22 protein-coding genes and 1 pseudogene are annotated in these 20,789 nt (G+C 70.3%); 15 read left to right on the top strand and 8 right to left on the bottom strand.

Annotation, left to right across the window (positions count from 1 at the left end; translation table 11 throughout):
• Positions 1-90 precede the first annotated feature (90 nt).
• Entirely contained in the window at positions 91-1,182 is a 1,092-nt protein-coding gene (gene manB / locus ACN6LM_RS24885) for a mannose-1-phosphate guanylyltransferase (protein WP_445067600.1), read from the bottom strand.
• A gap of 406 nt (positions 1,183-1,588) precedes the next feature.
• On the opposite strand from manB, the gene ACN6LM_RS24880 reads away from it, so the two are divergent.
• The 4 genes from ACN6LM_RS24880 (at position 1,589) to ACN6LM_RS24865 (ending at position 7,719) form a co-directional block, all read left to right on the top strand.
• On the top strand, positions 1,589-2,338 hold the full coding sequence (locus ACN6LM_RS24880; protein ID WP_445067599.1) for a TIGR03089 family protein: 750 nt from the start codon (positions 1,589-1,591) through the stop codon (positions 2,336-2,338).
• Between the two features lie 204 nt (positions 2,339-2,542).
• A complete protein-coding gene (locus ACN6LM_RS24875; protein ID WP_445067598.1) occupies positions 2,543-4,009 on the top strand; it encodes an LCP family glycopolymer transferase in 1,467 nt (488 codons plus the stop codon).
• A 256-nt stretch (positions 4,010-4,265) separates the two neighbouring features.
• The gene (locus ACN6LM_RS24870) at positions 4,266-5,978 is read left to right on the top strand and encodes an LCP family glycopolymer transferase (RefSeq protein ID WP_445067597.1); all 1,713 of its coding nucleotides are present in this window, start codon (positions 4,266-4,268) and stop codon (positions 5,976-5,978) included.
• A gap of 268 nt (positions 5,979-6,246) precedes the next feature.
• Entirely contained in the window at positions 6,247-7,719 is a 1,473-nt protein-coding gene (locus tag ACN6LM_RS24865; protein WP_445067595.1) for an LCP family protein, read from the top strand.
• 61 nt (positions 7,720-7,780) lie between these two features.
• Here ACN6LM_RS24865 and ACN6LM_RS24860 read toward each other — a convergent pair whose 3' ends face one another.
• Positions 7,781-8,812: a glycosyltransferase family 2 protein gene (locus tag ACN6LM_RS24860; protein WP_403496212.1), complete on the bottom strand. Its 1,032-nt coding sequence runs from the start codon at positions 8,810-8,812 to the stop codon at positions 7,781-7,783.
• A 178-nt stretch (positions 8,813-8,990) separates the two neighbouring features.
• Here ACN6LM_RS24860 and ACN6LM_RS24855 point away from each other — a divergent pair, with 178 nt between their 5' ends.
• A complete protein-coding gene (locus tag ACN6LM_RS24855; protein WP_445067594.1) occupies positions 8,991-10,460 on the top strand; it encodes an LCP family protein in 1,470 nt (489 codons plus the stop codon).
• A 109-nt stretch (positions 10,461-10,569) separates the two neighbouring features.
• On the opposite strand, the gene ACN6LM_RS24850 is transcribed toward ACN6LM_RS24855, so the two are convergent.
• Positions 10,570-11,118: an acyl-CoA thioesterase gene (locus tag ACN6LM_RS24850; RefSeq protein WP_445067592.1), complete on the bottom strand. Its 549-nt coding sequence runs from the start codon at positions 11,116-11,118 to the stop codon at positions 10,570-10,572.
• A 119-nt stretch (positions 11,119-11,237) separates the two neighbouring features.
• Between ACN6LM_RS24850 and ACN6LM_RS24845 the strand changes: the two genes are divergently transcribed.
• Both ACN6LM_RS24845 and ACN6LM_RS24840 read left to right on the top strand, forming a co-directional pair.
• Positions 11,238-12,518: an LCP family protein gene (locus ACN6LM_RS24845; RefSeq protein WP_445067591.1), complete on the top strand. Its 1,281-nt coding sequence runs from the start codon at positions 11,238-11,240 to the stop codon at positions 12,516-12,518.
• A gap of 42 nt (positions 12,519-12,560) precedes the next feature.
• Entirely contained in the window at positions 12,561-13,103 is a 543-nt protein-coding gene (locus tag ACN6LM_RS24840; RefSeq protein WP_445067590.1) for a histidine phosphatase family protein, read from the top strand.
• On the opposite strand, the gene ACN6LM_RS24835 is transcribed toward ACN6LM_RS24840, so the two are convergent.
• The 5 genes from ACN6LM_RS24835 to ACN6LM_RS24815 form a co-directional block, all read right to left on the bottom strand.
• Positions 13,088-13,894, bottom strand: coding sequence for a class I SAM-dependent methyltransferase (locus tag ACN6LM_RS24835; RefSeq protein WP_445067589.1), 807 nt, complete (start codon positions 13,892-13,894; stop codon positions 13,088-13,090). The two genes, ACN6LM_RS24840 and ACN6LM_RS24835, sit on opposite strands and share 16 nt — an antisense overlap.
• A gap of 163 nt (positions 13,895-14,057) precedes the next feature.
• The gene (locus ACN6LM_RS24830) at positions 14,058-14,543 is read right to left on the bottom strand and encodes a hypothetical protein (RefSeq protein WP_445067588.1); all 486 of its coding nucleotides are present in this window, start codon (positions 14,541-14,543) and stop codon (positions 14,058-14,060) included.
• A complete protein-coding gene (locus ACN6LM_RS24825; protein ID WP_445067587.1) occupies positions 14,536-14,994 on the bottom strand; it encodes a hypothetical protein in 459 nt (152 codons plus the stop codon). Before ACN6LM_RS24825 ends, ACN6LM_RS24830 begins: the two co-directional genes overlap by 8 nt.
• Complete coding sequence (locus ACN6LM_RS24820) at positions 14,991-15,203, bottom strand: DUF397 domain-containing protein (RefSeq protein ID WP_445067585.1); 213 nt, start codon at positions 15,201-15,203, stop codon at positions 14,991-14,993. Before ACN6LM_RS24820 ends, ACN6LM_RS24825 begins: the two co-directional genes overlap by 4 nt.
• A complete protein-coding gene (locus ACN6LM_RS24815; protein WP_445067584.1) occupies positions 15,200-16,054 on the bottom strand; it encodes a helix-turn-helix domain-containing protein in 855 nt (284 codons plus the stop codon). Before ACN6LM_RS24815 ends, ACN6LM_RS24820 begins: the two co-directional genes overlap by 4 nt.
• A 415-nt stretch (positions 16,055-16,469) precedes the next feature.
• On the opposite strand from ACN6LM_RS24815, the gene ACN6LM_RS24810 reads away from it, so the two are divergent.
• The 8 genes and pseudogenes from ACN6LM_RS24810 to ACN6LM_RS24775 all read left to right on the top strand — a co-directional run.
• Positions 16,470-17,360, top strand: a complete 891-nt coding sequence (locus ACN6LM_RS24810; RefSeq protein WP_445067583.1) for a helix-turn-helix domain-containing protein — start codon at positions 16,470-16,472, stop codon at positions 17,358-17,360.
• A 77-nt stretch (positions 17,361-17,437) separates the two neighbouring features.
• Complete coding sequence (locus ACN6LM_RS24805; RefSeq protein WP_445067582.1) at positions 17,438-17,629, top strand: hypothetical protein; 192 nt, start codon at positions 17,438-17,440, stop codon at positions 17,627-17,629.
• On the top strand, positions 17,613-18,140 hold the full coding sequence (locus ACN6LM_RS24800; protein WP_445067581.1) for a DUF6879 family protein: 528 nt from the start codon (positions 17,613-17,615) through the stop codon (positions 18,138-18,140). Before ACN6LM_RS24805 ends, ACN6LM_RS24800 begins: the two co-directional genes overlap by 17 nt.
• Positions 18,137-18,967: a helix-turn-helix domain-containing protein gene (locus tag ACN6LM_RS24795; protein WP_445067617.1), complete on the top strand. Its 831-nt coding sequence runs from the start codon at positions 18,137-18,139 to the stop codon at positions 18,965-18,967. Before ACN6LM_RS24800 ends, ACN6LM_RS24795 begins: the two co-directional genes overlap by 4 nt.
• Positions 18,968-19,027: 60 nt before the next feature.
• Complete coding sequence (locus ACN6LM_RS24790) at positions 19,028-19,468, top strand: hypothetical protein (RefSeq protein WP_445067580.1); 441 nt, start codon at positions 19,028-19,030, stop codon at positions 19,466-19,468.
• Positions 19,469-19,485: 17 nt separating this feature from the next.
• Positions 19,486-19,914 (top strand): hypothetical protein, encoded by a 429-nt coding sequence (locus tag ACN6LM_RS24785; RefSeq protein WP_445067579.1) that lies wholly within the window; start codon positions 19,486-19,488, stop codon positions 19,912-19,914.
• Positions 19,915-20,043: 129 nt separating this feature from the next.
• Positions 20,044-20,271 (top strand): hypothetical protein, encoded by a 228-nt coding sequence (locus tag ACN6LM_RS24780; RefSeq protein WP_445067578.1) that lies wholly within the window; start codon positions 20,044-20,046, stop codon positions 20,269-20,271.
• Positions 20,268-20,699, top strand: a pseudogene (locus ACN6LM_RS24775) (DNA alkylation repair protein); the annotation flags it as partial. The gene ACN6LM_RS24780 and the pseudogene ACN6LM_RS24775, both read left to right, overlap by 4 nt.
• Positions 20,700-20,789: the final 90 nt, after the last annotated feature.

Genomic DNA, 20,789 nt, shown 5'->3' with positions numbered 1-20,789 from the left:
GATGAGGTCCTCGGTCGTCGGGGCTACCTGTCGAGGGTACGGCGATTTTCGGCCACCCGGTCCCCGTACGGGCCTGAGTCGCCGGCCTGCTCACTCGTCCGAGGAGAACCGCACCGACGCGTCCGGCAGGCGCGCCCCGCACCAGATGCGGACGCCCTCGCGGAGCTCGTTGTCGGCGCCCACCTCCGCGCCGTCCCCGACGACCGCGCCGGCCAGCACCGTACGGCTGCCGATCCTGGCGCGCTCGCCGACCAGGGAGTCCGTGATCACCGCGCCGGGTTCGACGACCGCGCCCGCGAGCACGGTGGAGCCGTCGATCCGGGTGCCCGCGCCGATCACCGCGCCGTCGCCGATGACCGTACCGCCGGAGAGCTTGGCGTCGGAGGCGACCGAGGCGGTCGGCAGGACGAGGCTGTCGCCGCAGCGGCCGGGCACCGCCGGGGAGGGCGCGCGGCCGAGCACCAGGTCGGCGGAGCCCCTGATGAAGGCCTGCGGAGTGCCGAGATCCAGCCAGTACGTGGAGTCGACCATGCCCTGGAGGTGGGCGCCGTCGGCGAGGAGCCCGGGGAAGGTCTCGCGTTCGACGGAGACGGGGCGGCCGGCCGGGATGGTGTCGATGACCGAGCGGCGGAAGATGTACGCGCCGGCGTTGATCTGGTCGGTGACGATCTCCTCGGGCGTCTGCGGCTTCTCCAGGAAGGCCGTGACGCGGCCGGTGCCGTCGGTCGGCACGAGGCCGAAGGCGCGCGGGTCCTCGACCCGGGTCAGATGGAGGGAGACGTCCGCGCCGGAGTCGGCGTGCGAGGTGACCAGGGCCCGGATGTCGAGCCCGGTGAGGATGTCGCCGTTGAAGATGAGGACCGGTTCGTCCGGGCCCGAGGCGAGGCGGTGGGCGACGTTCCGGATGGCTCCGCCGGTGCCGAGCGGTTCGCGCTCGGTGACGTACTCGATGTGCAGGCCGAGCGAGGAGCCGTCGCCGAAGTACGGCTCGAAGACCTCGGCGAGGTACGAGGTGGCGAGGACGATGTGCTCGACCCCGGCGGCCCGGGCACGCGCCAGCTGGTGCGTGAGGAAGGGGACGCCCGCCGCCGGAACCATGGGCTTGGGCGTGTGCACCGTGAGCGGGCGCAGCCGGGTTCCCTTGCCGCCGACCAGGAGGATCGCTTCTTTTGCCTCTGTCACAGCACTGTCTTCGCTTCCTGCTGGGGCCGGGCGTCGTGTGAAGCTGTCGTCCCATCCCCGCTGGATCAGCCCGGGGCGTCCGGTGCGGTCGATCGCAAGGCGCCGATGTGTCCTCATGGCGGAGCCATTCGGGCACTTCGGCAACGCCGCGAGCGGCCGTGCCAGGGGTCCCGAGCCCAGCGGGGATGGGACAACAGCTTCTTCGGCTGGCCAGTGTATGCAGCCGCGGGGGGCGCCCTCGGACCGCGGGGCTGAACGGCCTCCCGGGAGGGCCGACGTCGTTCCGGCGGTCCCCCGCTTCCTGTGGAGACGCGTTCCCGGGCCTGGGGTTGCGCGTCCGTCGCGGTCGCTGCCGGTGTACGCGCGCCAACTCCCGCGCCCGGCCCCGCCGCGTACGCTTTCGCCCATGAACGCCAGCGACCGCACCCCCGCCGACCTGCTGCGTTCCGCGCTCGCCGCGGACCCGGCCCGCCCCCTGGTCACCTTCTACGACGACGCCACCGGTGAGCGCGTCGAACTGTCGGTGGCCACCTTCGCCAACTGGGTGGCCAAGACCGCCAACCTGCTCCAGGGCGATCTGGCCGCGGAGCCCGGCGACCGGCTCGCGCTGCTGCTCCCCGCGCACTGGCAGTCCGCGGTCTGGCTGCTGGCGTGCGCCTCGGTCGGCGTGGTCGCCGAGGTGCAGGGCGACCCGGCCGCCGCCGACCTGGTCGTCTCCGGCCCGGACACGCTGGACGCGGCTCGCGCCTGCCGGGGCGAGCGGATCGCCCTGGCGCTGCGCCCGTTGGGCGGGCGGTTCCCGCAGGCACCCGAGGGCTTCGCGGACTACGCGGTGGAGGTACCGGGGCAGGGCGACCGGTTCGCGCCGTTCGCCCCGGTGGACCCGGACGCGCCAGCGCTGACGGTGGGCGGGGTCTCGTTCACCGCGGCGGAACTGGTGGCGCGGGGCCGCGAGGACGGTGCGGCGCTGGGCCTGGGCGCCGGCTCCCGGCTGCTGTCGGGGCGTTCCTACGACACCTGGGACGGGCTCTGCGCCGGGCTGTACGCGCCGCTGGCGACCGGGGGCTCGGTGGTCCTGTGCCGCCACCTCGACCGGGTGGGCGCGGAGGCGCTGGCGCAGCGGGTGGAGAGCGAGCGGGTCACGCTGACGGTGTGACAGCGCCCGGGACCGGTATGACAAGAGGCACGAGGGGGGCACCCGTCCGGCCCATCGTGGGCCGAGTCCCCCGTGTCGGCGCTCAACTCCGGTACATGATCTGCCGTACAGACCAGCCGAGGCACAACCAAGCGTGAGGTTCAGCCGTCTACTTCTCCGACCGGCGGCCCAACGCGCCGCCGAACGTGAAGGATGGACGCAGACGTGACCGAAAGCGCCGGCACTCCGGGCGACCCCGACGACTCGGCCGCGGGCGAGGACCGGACGCCGGACGCACCTCCGTCCGGCGAGGCGGGCGCGCCCGGCACCGGCGGCGCGTCCAGCGACGGGGGCAAGCCCGGCACCGGCGGCGCGTCCAGCGACGGGGGCAAGCCCGGCACCGGCGGCGCGTCCAGCGACGGGGGCAAGCCCGGCACCGGCGGCGCGTCCGGCGACGAGGGCGGGCCCGGCACGGGCGACGCCCCCGGCGGTGAGACCCGCAGCGGGTCCGGCAGCGGCCCCGGACCCGCCCCGGAGGGGCCGTCGAAAGGCGGGGGCGGGGGCCTCGACATCACCGTCAGGCGCAAGCGCCACTGGCTCCGCTGGACCGCGCTCGGCGCCTCGTTCGTCGTGCTCGTCGCGGCGGGCGTCGGCTGGTGGCTGTACAAGAAGCTGGACGGCAACATCCGGACGGACACCTCGGCGGCGGCCGAGCTGAAGGCGTACGAGAAGGAGCGGCCGGTCTCCGTCGTGCACGACGCGGAGAACATCCTGCTGATCGGCTCGGACAGCCGGGCCGGCGACAACCGCGAGTACGGCCGCGACGACGGCGGCAGCCAGCGCTCGGACACGACGATCCTGCTGCACCTGGCGGCGAACCGGAAGAGCGCGACCGCGATGTCGATCCCGCGCGACCTGATGGTGGACATCCCGGTCTGCCACAAGGCCGACAAGACCGCCACCAGAGCGCAGTTCGCGCAGTTCAACTGGGCCTTCGAGATGGGCGGGACGGCCTGCACCATCCGGACCGTCGAGAAGATGACGGGCATCCGCGTCGACCACCACATGGTCATCGACTTCAACGGCTTCAAGGACATGGTCAACGCGGTGGACGGGGTGGAGATCTGCCTCAAGGAGCCGGTCGACGACAAGGACGCCCACCTCAAGCTCGACGCGGGCCGGCACAAGCTCAACGGGGAGCAGGCACTCGGCTACGTACGAGCCCGGAAGTCGCTCGGCAACGGGAGCGACACCGATCGCATGGACCGCCAGCAGCAGTTCCTGGGCGCGCTCGTCAACAAGGTGCAGAGCAACGGCGTCCTGCTCAACCCGACGCGGCTCTACCCGGTGCTGGACGCGGCCACCAAGGCGCTGACCACCGACCCGGGCCTGAACAGCCTGAAGGACCTCTACGACCTGGTGCGGGGCATGCGTGACGTCCCCACCGACAAGGTGCAGTTCCTGACGGTGCCCCGGCAGCCGTACCACCTCAACAGGAACCGGGACGAACTGGTGCAGCCCGCCGCGGACAAGCTGTTCAAGCAGTTGCGCGACGACAAGCCGGTCGCCGTGGTGCCCGCCGACAAACTCAAGAGCGACGACAAGAACCCGGGCACGGCCGACGCCTCGGGCCCGTCGCCCACACCTACGTATTCGGGGAACAATGCCGCGACCGACCTGTGCAAGCGGTAAAGCAATGGCCAAACAGACGCCAACATTCCGCGCGCAATGGGAAGAATGCCCGGTTGTAAGGGCCGTGGAATGCGTCACGCGCGTCGCTGGACGCCGAATGGGACGGATAGTGTGACGCGATCCGGTGCTACCGGCCGTCCGGCCGCGCACTTCTGGAGAGAAAGACTGAGCGCCTTTTCGGGGGAGGCGCCTCGCGTGGCACCGACGGAGGACTCGAGCAACCGTGGATGCGCAAAGCCGTGGGCGGGCGGACAACATGGATGATCCCGCAGACCAGTGGGTCCTCAACCCGGACACCGGCGATTACGAACTGCGACTGAACCACTCCGGAGGGAACACCCCCCGGTCCGCGGTCCCTCCGGCCCAGCGCGGGCCGTCGAGCACCCCTCGCCGCGCACCCGCGGGCGACTCCCCGCGGCGCGCCACCGAGGTGCCGCGCCAGGGCGGGCGGCGGTCGGCGAACGGCACGCGCGGCCAGCAGCGCCCCGCCCCCGGTGACACCGGCCCGGGCCGCCGTAAGCGCAAGGCCCCCAAGTCGCGCAAGAAGAAGGCGCTGCTGTGGACGGGCGGCGTGATGGCGTTCGTGCTCGTGGGTGTCTCGGCCGGCGGCTACTGGCTGTACCAGCGGCTCAACGGCAACATCAACACCGTGGACATCGGCGACGCCGGCAACAAGGACGTCGTCACCGCCAACGCCCCCATCAACATATTGATCATCGGTACGGACAAGCGCACCGGTAAGGGCAACGAGGGCTACGGCGACAAGGGCAGCGTCGGCCACGCGGACACGAACATCCTGTTCCACGTCGCCGAGGACCGCACCAACGCCACGGCGATGAGCATCCCGCGCGACCTCATCACCGACATCCCGGACTGCACCTCCGTGCAGGAGGACCGCTCGAAGAAGAACATCCCGGGCGTCCAGCACGTCCGGTTCAACCGGAGCCTCGGCGAGGCCGGCCGCGACCCCGGCTGCACGATGAAGACGGTCACGGAACTGACCGGGGTGAAGATCGACCACTTCATGATGGTCGACTTCAACGCGGTGAAGACCCTGTCCACGGCGGTCGGCGGCGTCAACATCTGCCTCGACCACGCCATCGACGACCCGAAGTCCCACCTCAAGCTGCCCGCCGGCCCGAACAAGGTCCAGGGCGAGGACGCGCTGGCGTTCGTACGGACGCGGCACGCCTACTCCAACGAGAGCGACCTCGACCGGATCAAGGGCCAGCAGCAGTTCATGGGCTCGATGATCAAGCAGGCCAAGTCGGACGACACGCTGACCAGCCCGACGAAGCTGTTCAAGGTGGCGGACGCGGCGACCAAGGCCCTGACGGTCGACAAGGCCATCGGCGACGTGAAGAAGCTCAGCACGCTCGCCAAGGAGATCACCAAGACGGACACGAAGAACATCACGTTCGTCACCATGCCGGTGATCGACAACCCCGACGAGCCCAAGCCCGTCACGGTCGTCCCGCACCCGACGCAGGCGGAGCAGCTGTTCTCGATGCTGCGCGACGACACCTCGCTCACCGAGGTGGCCGCGCAGAAGAAGAAGGCCAAGAGCAAGCAGGACGCGCTCCTCAAGGGAACCAAGGCCGCACCCGCCGACGTCCGCGTCGATGTGTACAACGGCGGCGAGGTCCCCGGCGGTGCCCAGCAGACGGTCACCTGGCTGCAGAACACCAAGGGCGTCCTGAAGTCCACGAACAAGGCCAACGCGCCCGCGAAGATCGCCAAGACGACGCTGGAGTACGCCCCGAACCAGGCGGACCAGGCCCGTGCCCTCGCCGAGATGATGGGTCTTCCCGGCTCCGCGATGAAGCCGGGCACCACCGACGCCGAGGGGCTCCAGGCGATGGTGCTGACGCTGGGCAAGGACTTCCAGGCGGCCGGTACGCCGATCACGGCGCCGAAGAAGATCGACATTCCGAAGTCCAGCGCCGAATCCGCGGGGTGCTCCAAGTGACACCGCGTCACCGCGCCATACGAGTCTGAGCAGCAGGGGGGTCCTGGTGGGACGGAGCAGCACGTCGGGGGAGGGGACGCGGTCGCGGACTCACTCCCGCCGTCAGGGCGGGGGCGAGGGCGTCGGCGGCTGGGACGGGTCGCGCCCCGGTGACGCCGGAGCGGGCGAGGCCGGCGGCGGCCGAGCGAGCCACCGGCGCGGCAAGTCACGTAAACGGGCTGCGAAGAAGTCCCGGAAACGCCGTGTGTTCAAGTGGATAGCGATATCCATGGCGGTGCTCCTCCTGGGCACCGCCTCCGCCGGATACCTCTACTACCGGCACCTCAACAACAACATCCGCAGTAGCGCCCGCAGCGGCGGCGAGAGCGGTGTGAAGAAGGCGGCGCCGAACGCCGAGGGCCAGAGCCCGCTCAACATCCTGCTGATCGGCTCGGACAGCCGGAACAGCGCGGAGAACGTGAAGCTCGGCGGCAGCAAGGACACCGTCGGGGACAAGCCCCGGGCCGACGTCCAGATGCTGCTGCACATCTCGGCGGACCGGAAGAACTCCTCGCTGGTCAGCATCCCGCGCGACACGATCCTCCACATCCCCGAGTGCACGGACTCCGAGACGGGTCAGAAGTACCCCGCGACGGACAGCAGTCCGATCAACGAGTCCCTCCAGCGCGGTGGTCCCGGCTGCACGCTGACCACCTGGGAGAAGCTGACCGGCGTCTACATCGACCACTGGATCATGCTCGACTTCGCGGGCGTGGTGGCGATGGCGGACGCGATCGGCGGCGTCGACGTGTGCGTGAAGACGGGTGTGTGGGACAAGCCGACACGCGCCGTCCCCGGCGGCTCCGGTCTCAAACTGCCGGCGGGCACGAACACGGTGCAGGGCAAGCAGGCGCTTCAGTGGCTGCGTACCCGGCACGCCTTCGGCAATGACCAGAACCGGGCCAAGGCACAGCACATGTACATGAACTCCATGCTGCGCACGCTGAAGAAGCAGAACCTCTGGTCGGACGCGGGCCGGCTGATGAATCTCGCGGAGACGGCCACCAAGGCCCTCCAGGTCTCCGACGAGATCCGTTCGGTCCCGAAGCTCTACGACCTGTCGATGCAGCTCAAGAGCGTGCCGATCGACCGCATCACCATGGCGACCATGCCGACGGCCGAGTGGTCCCAGGACCGGAACAAGCTCGTTCCCGTCGAGAAGTCCGCGGACGCCCTGTGGCGGCTGCTCCGGGAGGACGTCGCGTTCGACAAGAACGGCAAGGAGAAGAAGAAGCCCTCGTCGTCCTCGACCCCCTCCGGGCCCCCGGCGGCCGCTCCGGCGACCCTCGGCATCTCGGTGGTGAACGGCACGGGCGTCGGTCAGGCGCCCAAGGACGGACGGGCCACCGAGATCGCCGACCTGCTGCACGGCAAGGGCTTCACCGAGGCCGAGACCTCGCAGGACGCCGAGCCGCTCAAGGACACGGTGGTGCGGTACGCCAAGGAGGACGGGGACCAGGGCAAGTCGGACGCGCTGTCCGTCGCCCAGGCGCTGGGCCTACCGACGACCGCGGTCAAGGCCGACCCGCAGGCCGGCGGGCTGACCGTCGTCGTCGGTGCGGACTGGCGCGAGGGCACCGCGTACAAGGCCCCGAAGGTCGAGGAGGGCGACCTTCCGGGCGGCGCGGACGACATCAACGCCGCGGACAAGGGCCAGTGCATGGACATCTACTCCGTCTACCGGTGGGACGGAAAGAGCTGACAGGCGGTACGCGAGAGGGGGCGCCCGGTCCGGCCGGGCCCCCCCTCTCGTCGTACGCGGCTCAGGCGACCGGCGCGCCCGGCTCGGCGATGGCCGGGCGGCGGCTCGCGATGACCTTCTTCGCCAGCGAGCGCGGGCTCGTCAGGAAGCCGTAGCCCCAGGACATGTGCATGGTCGCCAGCGCGACCGGGATCTGCGCGCGGGCCTTCAGCGACAGGCCCTTGCCGGCCGGGAGTGAGCCCGCGACGATCGCCGCGACGTACCCGCCGGGAACGATCAGCGCCCACGGGGTGACCGCCGCGCCCACCACGAGACCGGCCGCGATGGCGACGACGGCGGTCGGGGGCGCCAGGTAGCGCAGGTTGATGGAGCCGGCGTGGTAGCGGGCGACGACGTGGCGCCAGCGGCCGTAGTCCTTGTACTGCTTGGCGAGCGCCCGGACGGAGGGGCGGGGGCGGTACTGGACGCGCAGCTCGGGCGAGAACCAGATCAGGCCGCCGGACTCGCGGATGCGGAAGTTCAGCTCCCAGTCCTGGGCGCGGATGAACTCGACGTTGTACCCGTCGGCCTTCTCCAGCGCCTCGCGGCGGAAGACGCCCAGGTACACGGTCTCGGCGGGGCCTGCCTGGCCGCCGGTGTGGAAGGCCGCGTTGCCGACGCCGATCTTCGAGGTCATGGCCGCCGCGACGGCGTCCTCCCAGGCGTTCTCGCCCTCGGCGTGCATGATGCCGCCGACGTTCTGCGCGCCCGTCTCCTCCAGGAGGCGGACGGCGGTCGCGATGTAGTTCGGCGAGAGCATGCCGTGGCCGTCGACGCGGACGACTATCGGGTGGCTCGACGCCTTGATCGCGGCGTTGAGGGCGGCGGGGGTGCGGCCGGTCGGGTTCGGCACGGTGTGGACGCGGGGGTCCTCCGCGACCAGCTCGGCCGCGATCTCGTCCGTACGGTCCGTGGAGGGGCCGAGCGCGATCACGACCTCCATCTCGCCCGCGTACTCCTGCTCCAGGATGTGGCGTACGGAGTTACGGAGATGGCGCTCCTCGTTGAGCACCGGCATGATCACGGAGACGGCGGGAGGCTGCGCGGCAGACATGTGGTCCTCGGGTGGTCCTCGGGGGCGCCGGGGGCTCGTACCCCACCAGGCGGTATTCGGCCGCCACGTTACCGCGAATGGGGGACAGCGGCGCGCGCCCCCGGGTGGCCTCCCGGGATGAGGATCATATGGGCCTACCGTGCGAACGGTCCCCCTCGCACCGCGGAGGTGTCTCCCCGTGCCCACGCCGCACCGCTCACCCCGTCCCGTCCGGCCGCCCCGCCCCGCGCCCGCACGGCGCCGGCGGCCGAGAAAGCAGGACGAGCGGCCGCACTGGGGGATGCGGGTCGCGACCGGTCTCTCGGTCCTGGTGCTCGGGGCGGGCGGGATCGGGCACGCGGTCGTGACGAACCTGGAGAGCGGGATCGACCGCGTCGACCCGTTCAAGGACATGAAGAACCGGCCCGCGGGCGGGCGCGGCATGAATCTGCTGCTGGTCGGCACCGACGGCCGCGAGAAGATCGGCAAGGACGAGAAGCGGAAGTACCGGCTGGGCGGTGAGCCCTGCCACTGCACGGACACGATCATGCTGGTCCACCTCTCGGCGGACGAGGAGCGCGCCAGCGTCGTCAGCCTCCCCCGCGACAGCTACGCGGAGATCCCGGCGCACCGGGACCGGACGACCGGCAAGGAGCACGCGGCGCACCCGGTGAAGCTGAACGCGGCGTACGCGGAGGGCGGTCCCGGCCTCACCGTCAGCACCGTGGAGCACATGACCGGCGTCAAGATCGACCACTACCTGGAGGTCGACTTCACCAGCTTCATGACCACGGTCGACACCCTCGGCGGTGTGAAGATCTGCACGACCCGCCCGCTGAAGGACTCCTACACCGGCCTGGACCTCGCGCCCGGCCACCACACCCTCGACGGCGGTCAGGCGCTCCAGTACGTACGGTCCCGGCACATCGACGGGGCCGCCGACCTGGGCCGGATGCAGCGCCAGCAGAAGTTCATGGCCTCGCTGATCAAGCAGGCGACGAGCAGCGGGGTGCTGCTGAACCCGGTGAGGTTCCGGGAGGTCGCCTCGACGATGCTGAAGTCCGTACGGGCCGACCGGGGCTTCGACACGGAGCAGATGCTGTCCATCGGCCAGGCGATGCGGGGGTTCTCGGCGGCCTCGTCCGAATTCGCCTCGGTGCCGATGGGTGATGTCGCGTACCAGGTCAAGGGCATCGGCTCCACGGTGAAGTGGGACCCGGTCAAGTCGAAGCAGCTGTTCACCGCCCTGCGCGAGGACAAACCCCTGACCACCGCCCGGCCCGCCGAGAAGGCCCCCGCGAAGAAGGTGGACGTCCCGCCGGACCGGATCCGCGTCCAGGTCTACAACGGCACCGCGAAGGACGGTCTGGGCTCCGAGGTCGACGCCGCGCTGCACGCCACCGGCTTCGACACGACCCGGGCGCCGCTCACCGCACCGCGGCACGACCTGAAGCGCACCCTGGTCACGTACGACCCGCGCTGGGACCGGTCCGCGAAGACCCTGGCGGCGGCGCTGCCGGGCGCCGAGCTGCGGGCGGTGCCGGGGCAGGGGGCGACGATGCGGGTGACGGCGGGCACGGACCACCACGCCGTCGAACGGGTCCACGCGGAGGAGCCGGAGCCGGGGAGGTTCGGCGCGGTGAAGGGGGACGAGGTGGCGTGCGCGTGAGGCGGGCGGATCCAGCGCGTCCGGCGCTCGGCCATCCCAGCCCGTCCGGCGTTTGAGGACGGAACCGTTCAGGGGGTGGGCCCCGCGCCCATCGGCCGGCCTCGCGCCCTCAGTCCTCGATGCCGTCGGCCAACCGCTTCTCGCGGAGCTCCCTGATCGCGCGGCGCCGTGCCAGGCGGTGCGTGCGGCGGATCTGGGCCTCCTGATAGCGCCGCTTGTCGCGCTCGGTCTCCGGGATCACCTGCGGTACGGGGCGGGGCCGGCCGTCCGCGTCGACCGCGGCGAACACCAGGTACGCGCTCCCGACCTGCGTCGCGGGCGTCGACTCGTTCCAGCGCTCGGCCATGACCCGGACGCCGACCTCCATGGAGGAGCGGCCGGTCCAGTTGACCTGGGCGCGTACGTGCACGAGGTCGCCGACACGGACCGGCTCCAGGAAGACCATCTCGTCCATCGAGGCCGTGACGGCGGGCCCGCCGGAGTGCCGGCCGGCCACGGCGCCCGCCGCGTCGTCGACCAGCTTCATGATCACGCCGCCGTGCACCGTACCCAGCAGATTGGTGTCGCTGCCGGTCATGATGTGGCTGAGGGTGGTCCGGGAAGCCGCGGTGGGCTTGCCCGGAATGTCGCTCTCCGGGCGCGGAGCCTGATCTGTCATGCCGTCCACCTTATGCGGGGGCCGGAACGGCGTCGCAATGCATCAGCTTCGCAACAGCCCTGGTGCGATTTTCCTCGCCCCCTGTAAGAGGGGCGGCCCCGGCCTGCACACTGGTCCGTATGAACGATTGGCCCGAGGGCTGGACCGACGACAACCGCAGCGGCAACCGCTACGGGCAGGGCAGCGGGAGCGAGCGGCCCGAGAGCACCCGCTCGATGCCGCACGTCCAGCGCCGCCCGGCTCCGCCGCAGCAGCGCCCCGCGCCGCCGAGGCAGCGCCCGGTCCCGCAGCAGCCGGCGGGCTACGACGACGGTTACCCGCAGTACGACAGCGGTTACAACACGGGCCAGGTGTACGGCGGCGGCAACGGCCCCGGCTCCGGCGGCGGTGACCGGGGTCCGGCCCAGGGCCGTCCCAGACCCGCGCCCGACTGGGGCCGCCGGATCAAGATCGGCGCCCTGGTCCTGGTGGTCGCGCTGCTCGGGGTCTCCGTGGGCACGTACTTCTGGGCCGACTCCAAGCTGAACCGCGCCGTCGACCTGTCGAAGGTCATCGAGCGGCCGGAGGCGGGCAAGGGGACGAACTACCTGATCGTCGGCTCGGACAGCCGCGAGGGCATGACGTCCGAGGACAAGAAGCGGCTCCACACGGGTTCGGCCGACGGCAAGCGGACCGACTCGATGATGATCCTGCACACCGGCGACAACGGCCCGACGCTGGTCTCGCTGCCGCGTGACTCGAACGTCGAGATCCCGTCGTTCGTCGGCTCCGAGTCCGGCAAGAAGTACCCGGGCACCGGCAAGACGACGAAGCTGAACGCCGCGTACGCCACGGACGGACCTGAACTGCTGGTCCGTACGGTCGAGTTCAACACCGGCCTGCACATCGACCACTACGTCGAGATCGGCTTCGGCGGCTTCGCCAAGGTCGTGGACGCGATCGGCGGGGTCGAGCTGGACATCCCGAAGGCGTTCAAGGACAAGTGGTCGGGCGCCGACTTCCCGGCCGGCAAGCAGACCCTGAACGGACAGCAGGCCCTGGCCTTCGTCCGCACCCGCCACGCCTTCACCTCGGACCTGGACCGCACGAAGAACCAGCAGAAGTTCCTCGCGGCCCTGGCGAGCCAGACGGCGACGTTCTCCACGATCATCAACCCGTTCAAGCTGTACCCGACGATGGGCGCCGGCCTGGACACGCTGATCGTGGACAAGGACATGTCGCTCTGGTCGCTCGGCAAGATGTTCTTCGCGATGAAGGGCGTCACCGGCGGCGAAGGCACGTCGATGAACATCCCGATCGCGGGCAACGTGGGCTCCAACCTGGCCTGGGACAAGGCGAAGGTGAAGCAGCTGGTGGAGCAGCTGAAGAACGACGAGAAGGTCACGGTCACGGAGAACTGAGGGGGCGCGTCCCCGCGCCTCCTCCCCTGCTGCGGAGCCGCCATGCCTGTACGAATCGTGTACGAGTCGCACGCCACGACCACCGACAACGAGGCGGGCATCGCCACGGGATGGCTGCCGGGGCGGCTCTCCCCGACCGGACGCCGCCAGGCCGCCGAACTGGGCGACCGGCGGCGCGGCACCGGGCTCGACGCCGTCTACACCTCGGACCTGGCCCGCGCCGTGGAGACGGCCCGCATCGCGTTCGCGGGCGCGGAGACCCCGGTCCTCCGACAGGACGCGCGGCTGCGGGAATGCGACTACGGGGAGCTGAACGGCGCCCCGACCGCCGTCCTGCACCCCCTGCGCACCCGCCACATCGACCGCCCGTGGCCCGGCGGCGGCCAGAGCTACCGGGACGTGGTCGAGGCGACGGCCGCGTTCCTGCGGGACCTGGCGGCCGAGTGGGACGGGGGCCAGGTGCTCGTGATCGCGCACTCCGCGAACCGCTGGGCCCTGGACTGCCTGCTCGCGGGCGCCCGGCTGGACAGCGTCGTCGCAGACCCGCCGCTCTGGCAGCCGGGTACCTTCTACACCCTGCCCTGAGCCAGCACCGCCGCGTGCGGCAGGGTCAGCAGGCCGTCGTCCGCGAGGAATTCGGGGCACAGGGCGTCGTACTCGCGCTTCGCCGCCGCCACGCCCTCCGGGCCGGCGCTCGTGACCATTCCGCCGACCGCGCCGATTCCGGCCGCGGGGCCCGCCCACCAGTCGTCCGGGGCGACCCGGTGGTCCCAGGCGTGCGTGGCGCTCTGTACGTCTCCGAGTCCGGCCGCGGTGAGCAGCGCGGCCAGGCCGCCCGGGGTGCGCGCGAAGTTGCGTTCCTCGTCCACCGTGGCCATCCAGTCGGGCCGGGCGAGCCCGGCGGCCTGGGCGGCCCGGCCCACGAGCGCCTGGCCCGGAGCACCGGGCAACTGCCAGACGGTGACGGCGACGGTGCCTCCGGAGCGGGTGACCCGGCGCATCTCCATCAGCGCCTCCAGGGGGCGGCCGACGTGATTGAGCACGAAGTTGGCGACGACCGCGTCGAACTCCCCGTCGGCGTACGGCAGCTGGGGCAGCGTCCCGGAGCGCACCTCGGCCCCGGGCGCCGCCCGCCGGGTCGCCTCGACCATGCCGGGCTCGGCGTCCACGGCCCGGACGGCCGCGCCGCGCCCGAGGGCGGCGGCGGTCACGTTGCCGCTGCCGCATCCCACGTCGAGCAGGCGGGTCCCGGGCACGACGCCGGCGGCGTCCAGCAGGGCGGGCACGGTGTGGACGCAGAGCCGGGCGGCGGTGCGGGCGTAGGCATCGGCCCGCCCGCCCCATATCCGCCGCTCCATCACGTCGAACGCGGTCATACGGTGTCGCCTCCGCTACGGCTGGTCGGGGTGTGCGGTTCGGTCTCGTTCAGGTACGGCTCGTCGGGGTCTGCGGTTCGGTCTCGTTCAGGTACGGCTGGTCGGGCTCTGCGGTTCGGTCTCGTTCAGGTACGGCTCGTCGGGGTCTGCGGTTCGGTCTCGTTCAGGTACGGCTCGTCGGGGTCTGCGGTTCGGTCTCGTTCAGGTCCTCGTGCAGGGCGCCGAGGACGCGTCCGGTGGGTTCGTCGCGCGCGGACAGTTCCGCGAGGGCCCAACCGGGCAACCGCCCCGCCACCTCGTCCGGCACGTCGCCGCGCGTCGGGTCGTCCAGCCCCTGGAGCAGGGCGAACGCGGTCTCCCTGGCCACCTCGCGGGCGATCTCGCCCAGCTCGTCGGCGGTGAGCCCGAGCCGCACCGCCCGCTCGACGGCCCCGCCGGCCACGCCGTCCCGGCGGTAGGCGGCGACCCAGTCGGACGCGGTGGAGCTCCAGGCGTCGATGTCCTGCCACACCATCCGCAGGAACCGGAACCGGGCGAGCTGCGGCAGCCCCTCCTCGGCCTCGGACTCGGCCCACCCCTCGGCGTCCTCGGCCCCGAGCGCGTCGAAGAGCCGGGCCAGGCGCGCTATGCCCCCAGGGTCTTCAGCCACCGCGGAAGTTACGGGACAGCCAGGGACTGAGCAGGGCGCGCGGCACCAGCTCCTTGTACGTCTCGTCCCCGGGCAGGGGCACGACGAGCCACTGCCCCGGCGGGAAGAGCCGGCCCTTCACGTACGCCATGCCGCCGTACACGGACCGCAGGAACGCGGGCACGGAGTCCCGGGGGACGTCCTCGAAGACCACCCCGTCGACGGTGATCCGCGCGTCGTCCTCCGGGAAAACCTGCACGGTGACGGCCGGGACCCCGCCCAGCTCCACGAACGCCTCGTGCGGCAGGGACCCGTCCGCGTCCGCCACGGTGAACGCCCCCGCGGACTCCCGCCGGGAGGTCCGGTCGGCCCCGATGTCGTCGGTGACGGTCACCTCCAGGTCGTACGCCTGGGCGACTTCCCGTACGGCTGTGACGGTCGCCTCGGTCGAGGGCAGGCGGGGGTGCGTCACGCGGGCCGGGCCGCGTAGGCGACGAAGGCGGCCCAGGCACGCGGGGGGTGGGCGAGGTGGGGGCGGTGGATGTCCTTGGAGTCCCGGACGAGGACGACAGCGGGCGCGGCGGCAACCTCGATGCAGTCACCCTCGTTGCCGTTGCTGCTGTAACTGCTCTTGACCCAGGCCAACTCGAAGTCACCCTGCGCAGAGGTCCCGCGATTCATGTCGCTCCCAATACTCGCTCAATGAGGGCCCGAGTCTCCCGAGGAGTGAGAGCCTCGGCCCGGATGATGCCATGTCGCAGGTCGAGGATACGGAGGTGCTTCGCATCGGTTACCCGGCGTCCGTTGAACGCCCCGTGCGAACGGCCGATCGCCGTGCCGTCGGCGAACTTCAATAGGTCGATGTCGCCGTCCATCCCCGGATGAGCCTCGCGATGCGTCGGCATGACCTGGAGCGTCACATTGCGCATATCTCCGACCTCCAGCAATCGTTCGAGCTGCCGCCGCCACTCCATTCTGCCTCCGATGGGTCGCATGAGTGCTGACTCCTCCTGGACGAAGTTGAGGGAGGGGGCGGGCAAGCGCTCGAAGATCGACTGCCGGGCCATGCGTGCAGCGACCATCCGCTCCACCTCGTCCTGTGAGTACGGCGGCTGCCGAGCCTCGAACAACGCCCGCGCATGGCCAGGGGTCTGCAACAGCCCATGCAAACCGTGCGCCACGTAGGCCGTGAGCTCGACCGCCCTCGCTTCCAGACTCGCCAGATCCCGAACCTTCTTCGGGTACCGCACCACCGCCAAGTCCTGCTTCATCACGGCAATCTTGCCGTGCGCACCCAAGAGGTCGTCCGACTTGTCCAGGTACTCGGGCCGGGGGATGCGCCTGCCGCCCTCGACCTTGTAGATCAGGTCCTCCCCGTACCCGATCAGCACTCCGAACTCCGCCGCCCGCATCCCCGCCGCCTCGCGCCACGCCTTGAGCTGGCGGCCCACGGCGGCCACCACCGCCGCGCCCGACTCGTCCTCGGGATCGACGTCCCAACCGTGCTCGTCCGTCTCGCTGTTGGCGCTCATCCGTACCCCGCTTCCGACGCGCGTGCCTTTGTCCCTCAACCGATGACCGTCCCCACCCGTCACGCCGGACAGCCGGGACAACGCCGGACAAGCGCCGGACAGTCACCGTACGCAGGCGCGGTCCACCGGGTCGCGGGTTTCCGCGACGCGGTGCGCCAGGTCGCGGAGGCCCGCGTCGCGGTGCGCCACGACGTCACATGCTTTGAAAGAACCTCGGGAAAGAACCCAACCCAACCCACCCGAACCCCGTCCGAACGCCAATCACTCGCGCGGGTGACAAATGCCAACTGAGCTGGATTTGGGGTCGGTTGTCGGGCATATGCTCGCGGCAACCACCCCAGACACGAGTCGGCCCCGACCGGGACAGCGAATCCCGGGCGGGGCCTGACCACCGAGGAAGATAGGCCCCTTCCCGATGACTGCCCAGCAGGCTATCGCGCCCCCGTGCGCCCCGCCCGGTTCTCCCGGCTCCCCCCACGACGTCACACCGACCTCCGGTGTCATCCACGTCAACTCCCGCCACACGTCCGGCTTCACGGTCATCGGCAACCACCTCGCCCAGCACGGCACGCTCTCCCTCCTCGCGATCGGGCTGGCCGTCCACATCCAGTCGCTGCCCGAGGGCGCGAAGGTCGGCGTCAAGGTGCTCGCCGCGCGCTTCCCGGAGAGCGAGATGCGGATCGCGGCCGCGCTGCGGGAGCTGGAGGAGGCGGGCTACCTGCGCCGCATTCGCGTACGCCTCCGGGACGGCCGCGTACGCACGCGTACGGAGTCGCACAACCGGCCGTACGCGACGATCGCGCCACCACCGGCGCCTCACCAGACGAACCCGACGCCCGCCGCGCCGTACGAGCGCCCCGCCGCCCCGACACCCCCGCCTCAGGGACCGCGCCCCGAGCGGAAGCCCGGTGCGGCACGCGTCCTGAAGCCCCTCCCCCAGCCCCGCACCCCCGCCCTCCACCAGACCGCCGCCCTGCTCCTCGCGGATCTCCGCCGCCACGCGCCCCTGCTGACGCTCTCCGAGGCGGACGTCACCGCACTCGCCCCGGGGGTCGCGGCCTGGCTCGAACGCGACGCGCACCCCGACGCCATCCGCCGGGCCCTCACCACGGACCTCCCGGCGCCCCTCGCCCACCCGGCGCGCCTCCTCCGCCACCGGATCACGGCCCTCCTGCCGCCCCCGCTCCCGGCCCCGGCCGCTCCCCCCACGGTCATCCCCCTCCAGAACTGCGACGACTGCAACCGAGCCTTCCGCGCCCCGGACCCGGGGCCCTGCCGCGACTGCCGGGCCGGCGGTTTCCAGTAACGGAAACTCAACCCTCTTGCCCCCGGACAACGGGACAGCGAGCATCGGATCACCGCACTCGTCCATAAGGAGACTTCGTGAAGCTGACACGGCTGGTTGGCCAGTGCGACGAGGGCGAGTGCCCTGCGATCTATGCGACAGACCGGGGAACCCTCGCCGTCCAGGGGAGCCGTTTAGCCGACCACGGACTGGATCTTCCCGCTCACGAGTCGCTGGTGGAAATTCCCATCGAGCTCATCCGAAAGGCCGTCCGTGACAACCTCATCTAAGTCCCTCGGAGACTGGCTCGAAGGCTTCGAACGAGAAGCGTTCCGGCTTGAGACTTTGGACGACTACAGCAAATCGGGCGGGGCGGAGGCATACCAAGCTTTTCTCGCCGGAGAGCCGCAGCCGGAGAGTTACAGAACCTCCGGCTGGATCACAACGGTCGGAAACGCGGTCCGGTCAGGAAAGCGAATCTATCGCGTCCACATCCTCGCTCGCCCGTTGACGGACTATCTACGTTTCGAACTTTCCTGGGGATACCGGCGCAATATGACCGCCGGCGAGGAGTTCTACATCCTGGACACCACCACGCAGGGAAACCCCATCGAAGATGCGCCGGATTTCTGGATGTTCGACGAGCGGGCTGTCGGGAGGATGAGCTACACGCCGGACGGCGGATACACCGGCTCCGAATTCCTCGGAGAGAACCAGCTGCCGACTTACCTGACATTCAGGAACAAGGCGATGGAGCACGCCGTCCCCTTCACCGAATGGTGGGCGAAGTACGGCGAGTGAACAAACAAAGCCTCGGACCGGCGCTGCGGGAACTGCGGTCGTCCTCCGGACTCGAAGCCAAAGCAGTGGCCCGTGGCGCTGCCATGTCCAGGTCCAAGCTATCGAAGATCGAAAACGGCAACACGGCTCCGAGCGTCACCGATGTCGACTGCATCCTCACCGCCATAGGCGTATCGGACGAGGTGAAGGCCGAGTACATGGCCGCAGCCAGGGAGGCAGCAACAGAAGCCACTGCGTGGCGGCTCATCCGACGGCTGGGCTACAGCCGCAAACAGCAGCAGGTTCAGGCCCTCGAATCACAGACCACCTTGCTGCGCCTCTTCCAGCCCTCCCTCGTCCCCGGCCTGCTCCAGACACCCGAATACGTGCGGGCGGTCTTCGCCCGACGGTGCTTGAGCGAAGCGCAGCTGGAACGGACGATCGGCGCGAGGCTGGCGCGGCAAAGTGTCCTCTACTCGGAGGGAAAGACCTTCCGTTTCGTCATCACGGAGTCGGTACTCCGATGGCGAATCGTTCCACCCCTGGTACTCGTCGGGCAGCTTGACCGGATCATTTCAGCATCCCGGCTGCCCAACGTGGACATCAGAGTCATCGAGCCATCTGCCCCGCAACGTGATTTTCCGGGGCACTCGTTCTCGATCAAGGATGATCGCACTGTCGCCATCGAGACGGTCCACGCAGAAATGGTGGTGACCGATCCGAGGGACGTCGCCCTGTACGTGTCCAAGTTCGAAGGGTTCAGCGCCTCCGCCTGTTCCGACGAAGAGATGCGGGCGCTGATCGGACACATCCGGGACGACCTTTTGCGTGAACAGGAAACCGCCTAGAAAGCGACTCCGCACCCCGTCACGATGAGGCGACGAACCCGAAGTGACGAAGGGTGCACCATGGCAACCACGGTAAAGACTCCTATCGCCCTGCGACACGGACGGGATCTCCTCGATCCCGAACTGTTCGAGAAGGTGTCCGAATTCTGCGCCACGGAGTACGGCCACGAGATGTGCACGGCACGAAATGTCGTGGACCAGGCCCTCGCCTTCCTCAAGGTCATGGGTGATACCCGGGCGTTCGACATGTCACCGTCCCGGATCGTAGACCCGGGCTGGCACTCCTTCGCGCTCCACACCCGCGCCTACGCCGCCTGGTGCCAGGAGCAGTTCGGTTACTTCCTGGACCACGAACCGGGGGCCACCGTCCGAACCCGGCCGCTGATCGGCTCCGTGGTGGAGCGAGTCAAGGCAGCCGGCTTCTACGTCGACGAGCGGCTGTGGGGCGTCGCGAAGGAATGCAATGCTCCGGCCTGCTGCGGCGACGGCGACGGTTGCTGAGCGAAGACGCGCCGCCCATGGCCTCCGGCGGCGCGCTCACCGGCAGCAGCAGAGTGACCGTGTACGTCATGTTCGGCGTGGTCTTCGGGTACGCCACCCACCACCACGACGAACGCCGGCTCGGAGACATCGCCGTTGTCGGCCCGCTGACTCCCGGGGTCGAGTGGGGCCGCCTGTGGCAGATGGCCCGCCACTGTGGGCGGCCCACTGCTGGGGAGACCGAACTCGCCCAATGGGTGCTGACTCAAGCCACTCGGGCGTTCGTGTGCGGAAGCGGTCGCATCGCACACTTCAACGAACGGGGATGGAGATTGGAACCCGGAGGCAAGTGCGTTCGGTTCGAGTCGACGTACGCCAATCGTGACCAGCTCTGGACGGGAAACATGACCATCGACGGGCTCGGCCCCGACCAGGTTTCGGAACGACACACGCTTTACCCCGTCTGACGGCGACTTCCGCACCCGGGCCCGGGCACGTTCTGCGGGTATGCCGACAATCTCGACGTCGGTGCCATACTCACCGCTCAGGGCCTGGGCAGTCGTCCGGTCGCACAACAGTGGAGGAACCTGGTGGCCGTGGACACCTCTTTCTACAAGTCCGCCATGTCGGAGGAGATCCGGGACGAGGGCCGGGCGGAAGGCCGGGCGGAAGGTCTCCTGCTGCTTCTCGGTGTGCGTGGCATCGGCCTCACCGACGCGGACCGCGCGAAGATCGCCGCCTGCGCCGACCCGCAGCTCCTGCACGCATGGCTTCAGCGCGCCGCGACAGCCTCCTCCGCCGAGGAGGTCTTCCGCGCCTCATGACCGAAGCAACCGTCGCCGACGTCCTCGCCGAGCTCGCCGCCCTCGACGACCCCAAGGCCCGCGCCGTCAACGCGCGGCACGGGGACGACCACGGGGTGAACCTCACCAAGCTGCGCGCCCTGGCCAAGCGGCTGGGGAAGCGGCAGGAGCTGGCCGTCGAGCTGTGGGAGAGCGACGACACCGCCGCACGGCTCGTCGCGTTGCTGGTCTGCCGGCCGAAGGCGTACACGAGGGACGAGCTGGACCGCATGCTGCGCGGGGCGCGGGCGCCGAAGGTGCACGACTGGCTCGTGGGCTACGTGGTGAAGAAGAGCCCGCACGCGGAGGAGCTGCGCCTCGCCTGGACGGAGGACGCCGATCCGGTCGTCGCGAGCGTCGGGTGGGCGCTGACCGCCGACCGGGTCGTGAAGCGGCCCGACTGTATTGATCACGAGCGTTGTTGACACTCGGCAGGTCTTGAACATGGCGAAGACCTCCGATGTGGTGGAGCTGTCTAGGAACACACCACACGGAGGTCT

The organism is Streptomyces sp. SAS_281 (genome assembly GCF_052542855.1).
This window is presented reverse-complemented; position numbering and strand designations above follow the sequence as displayed.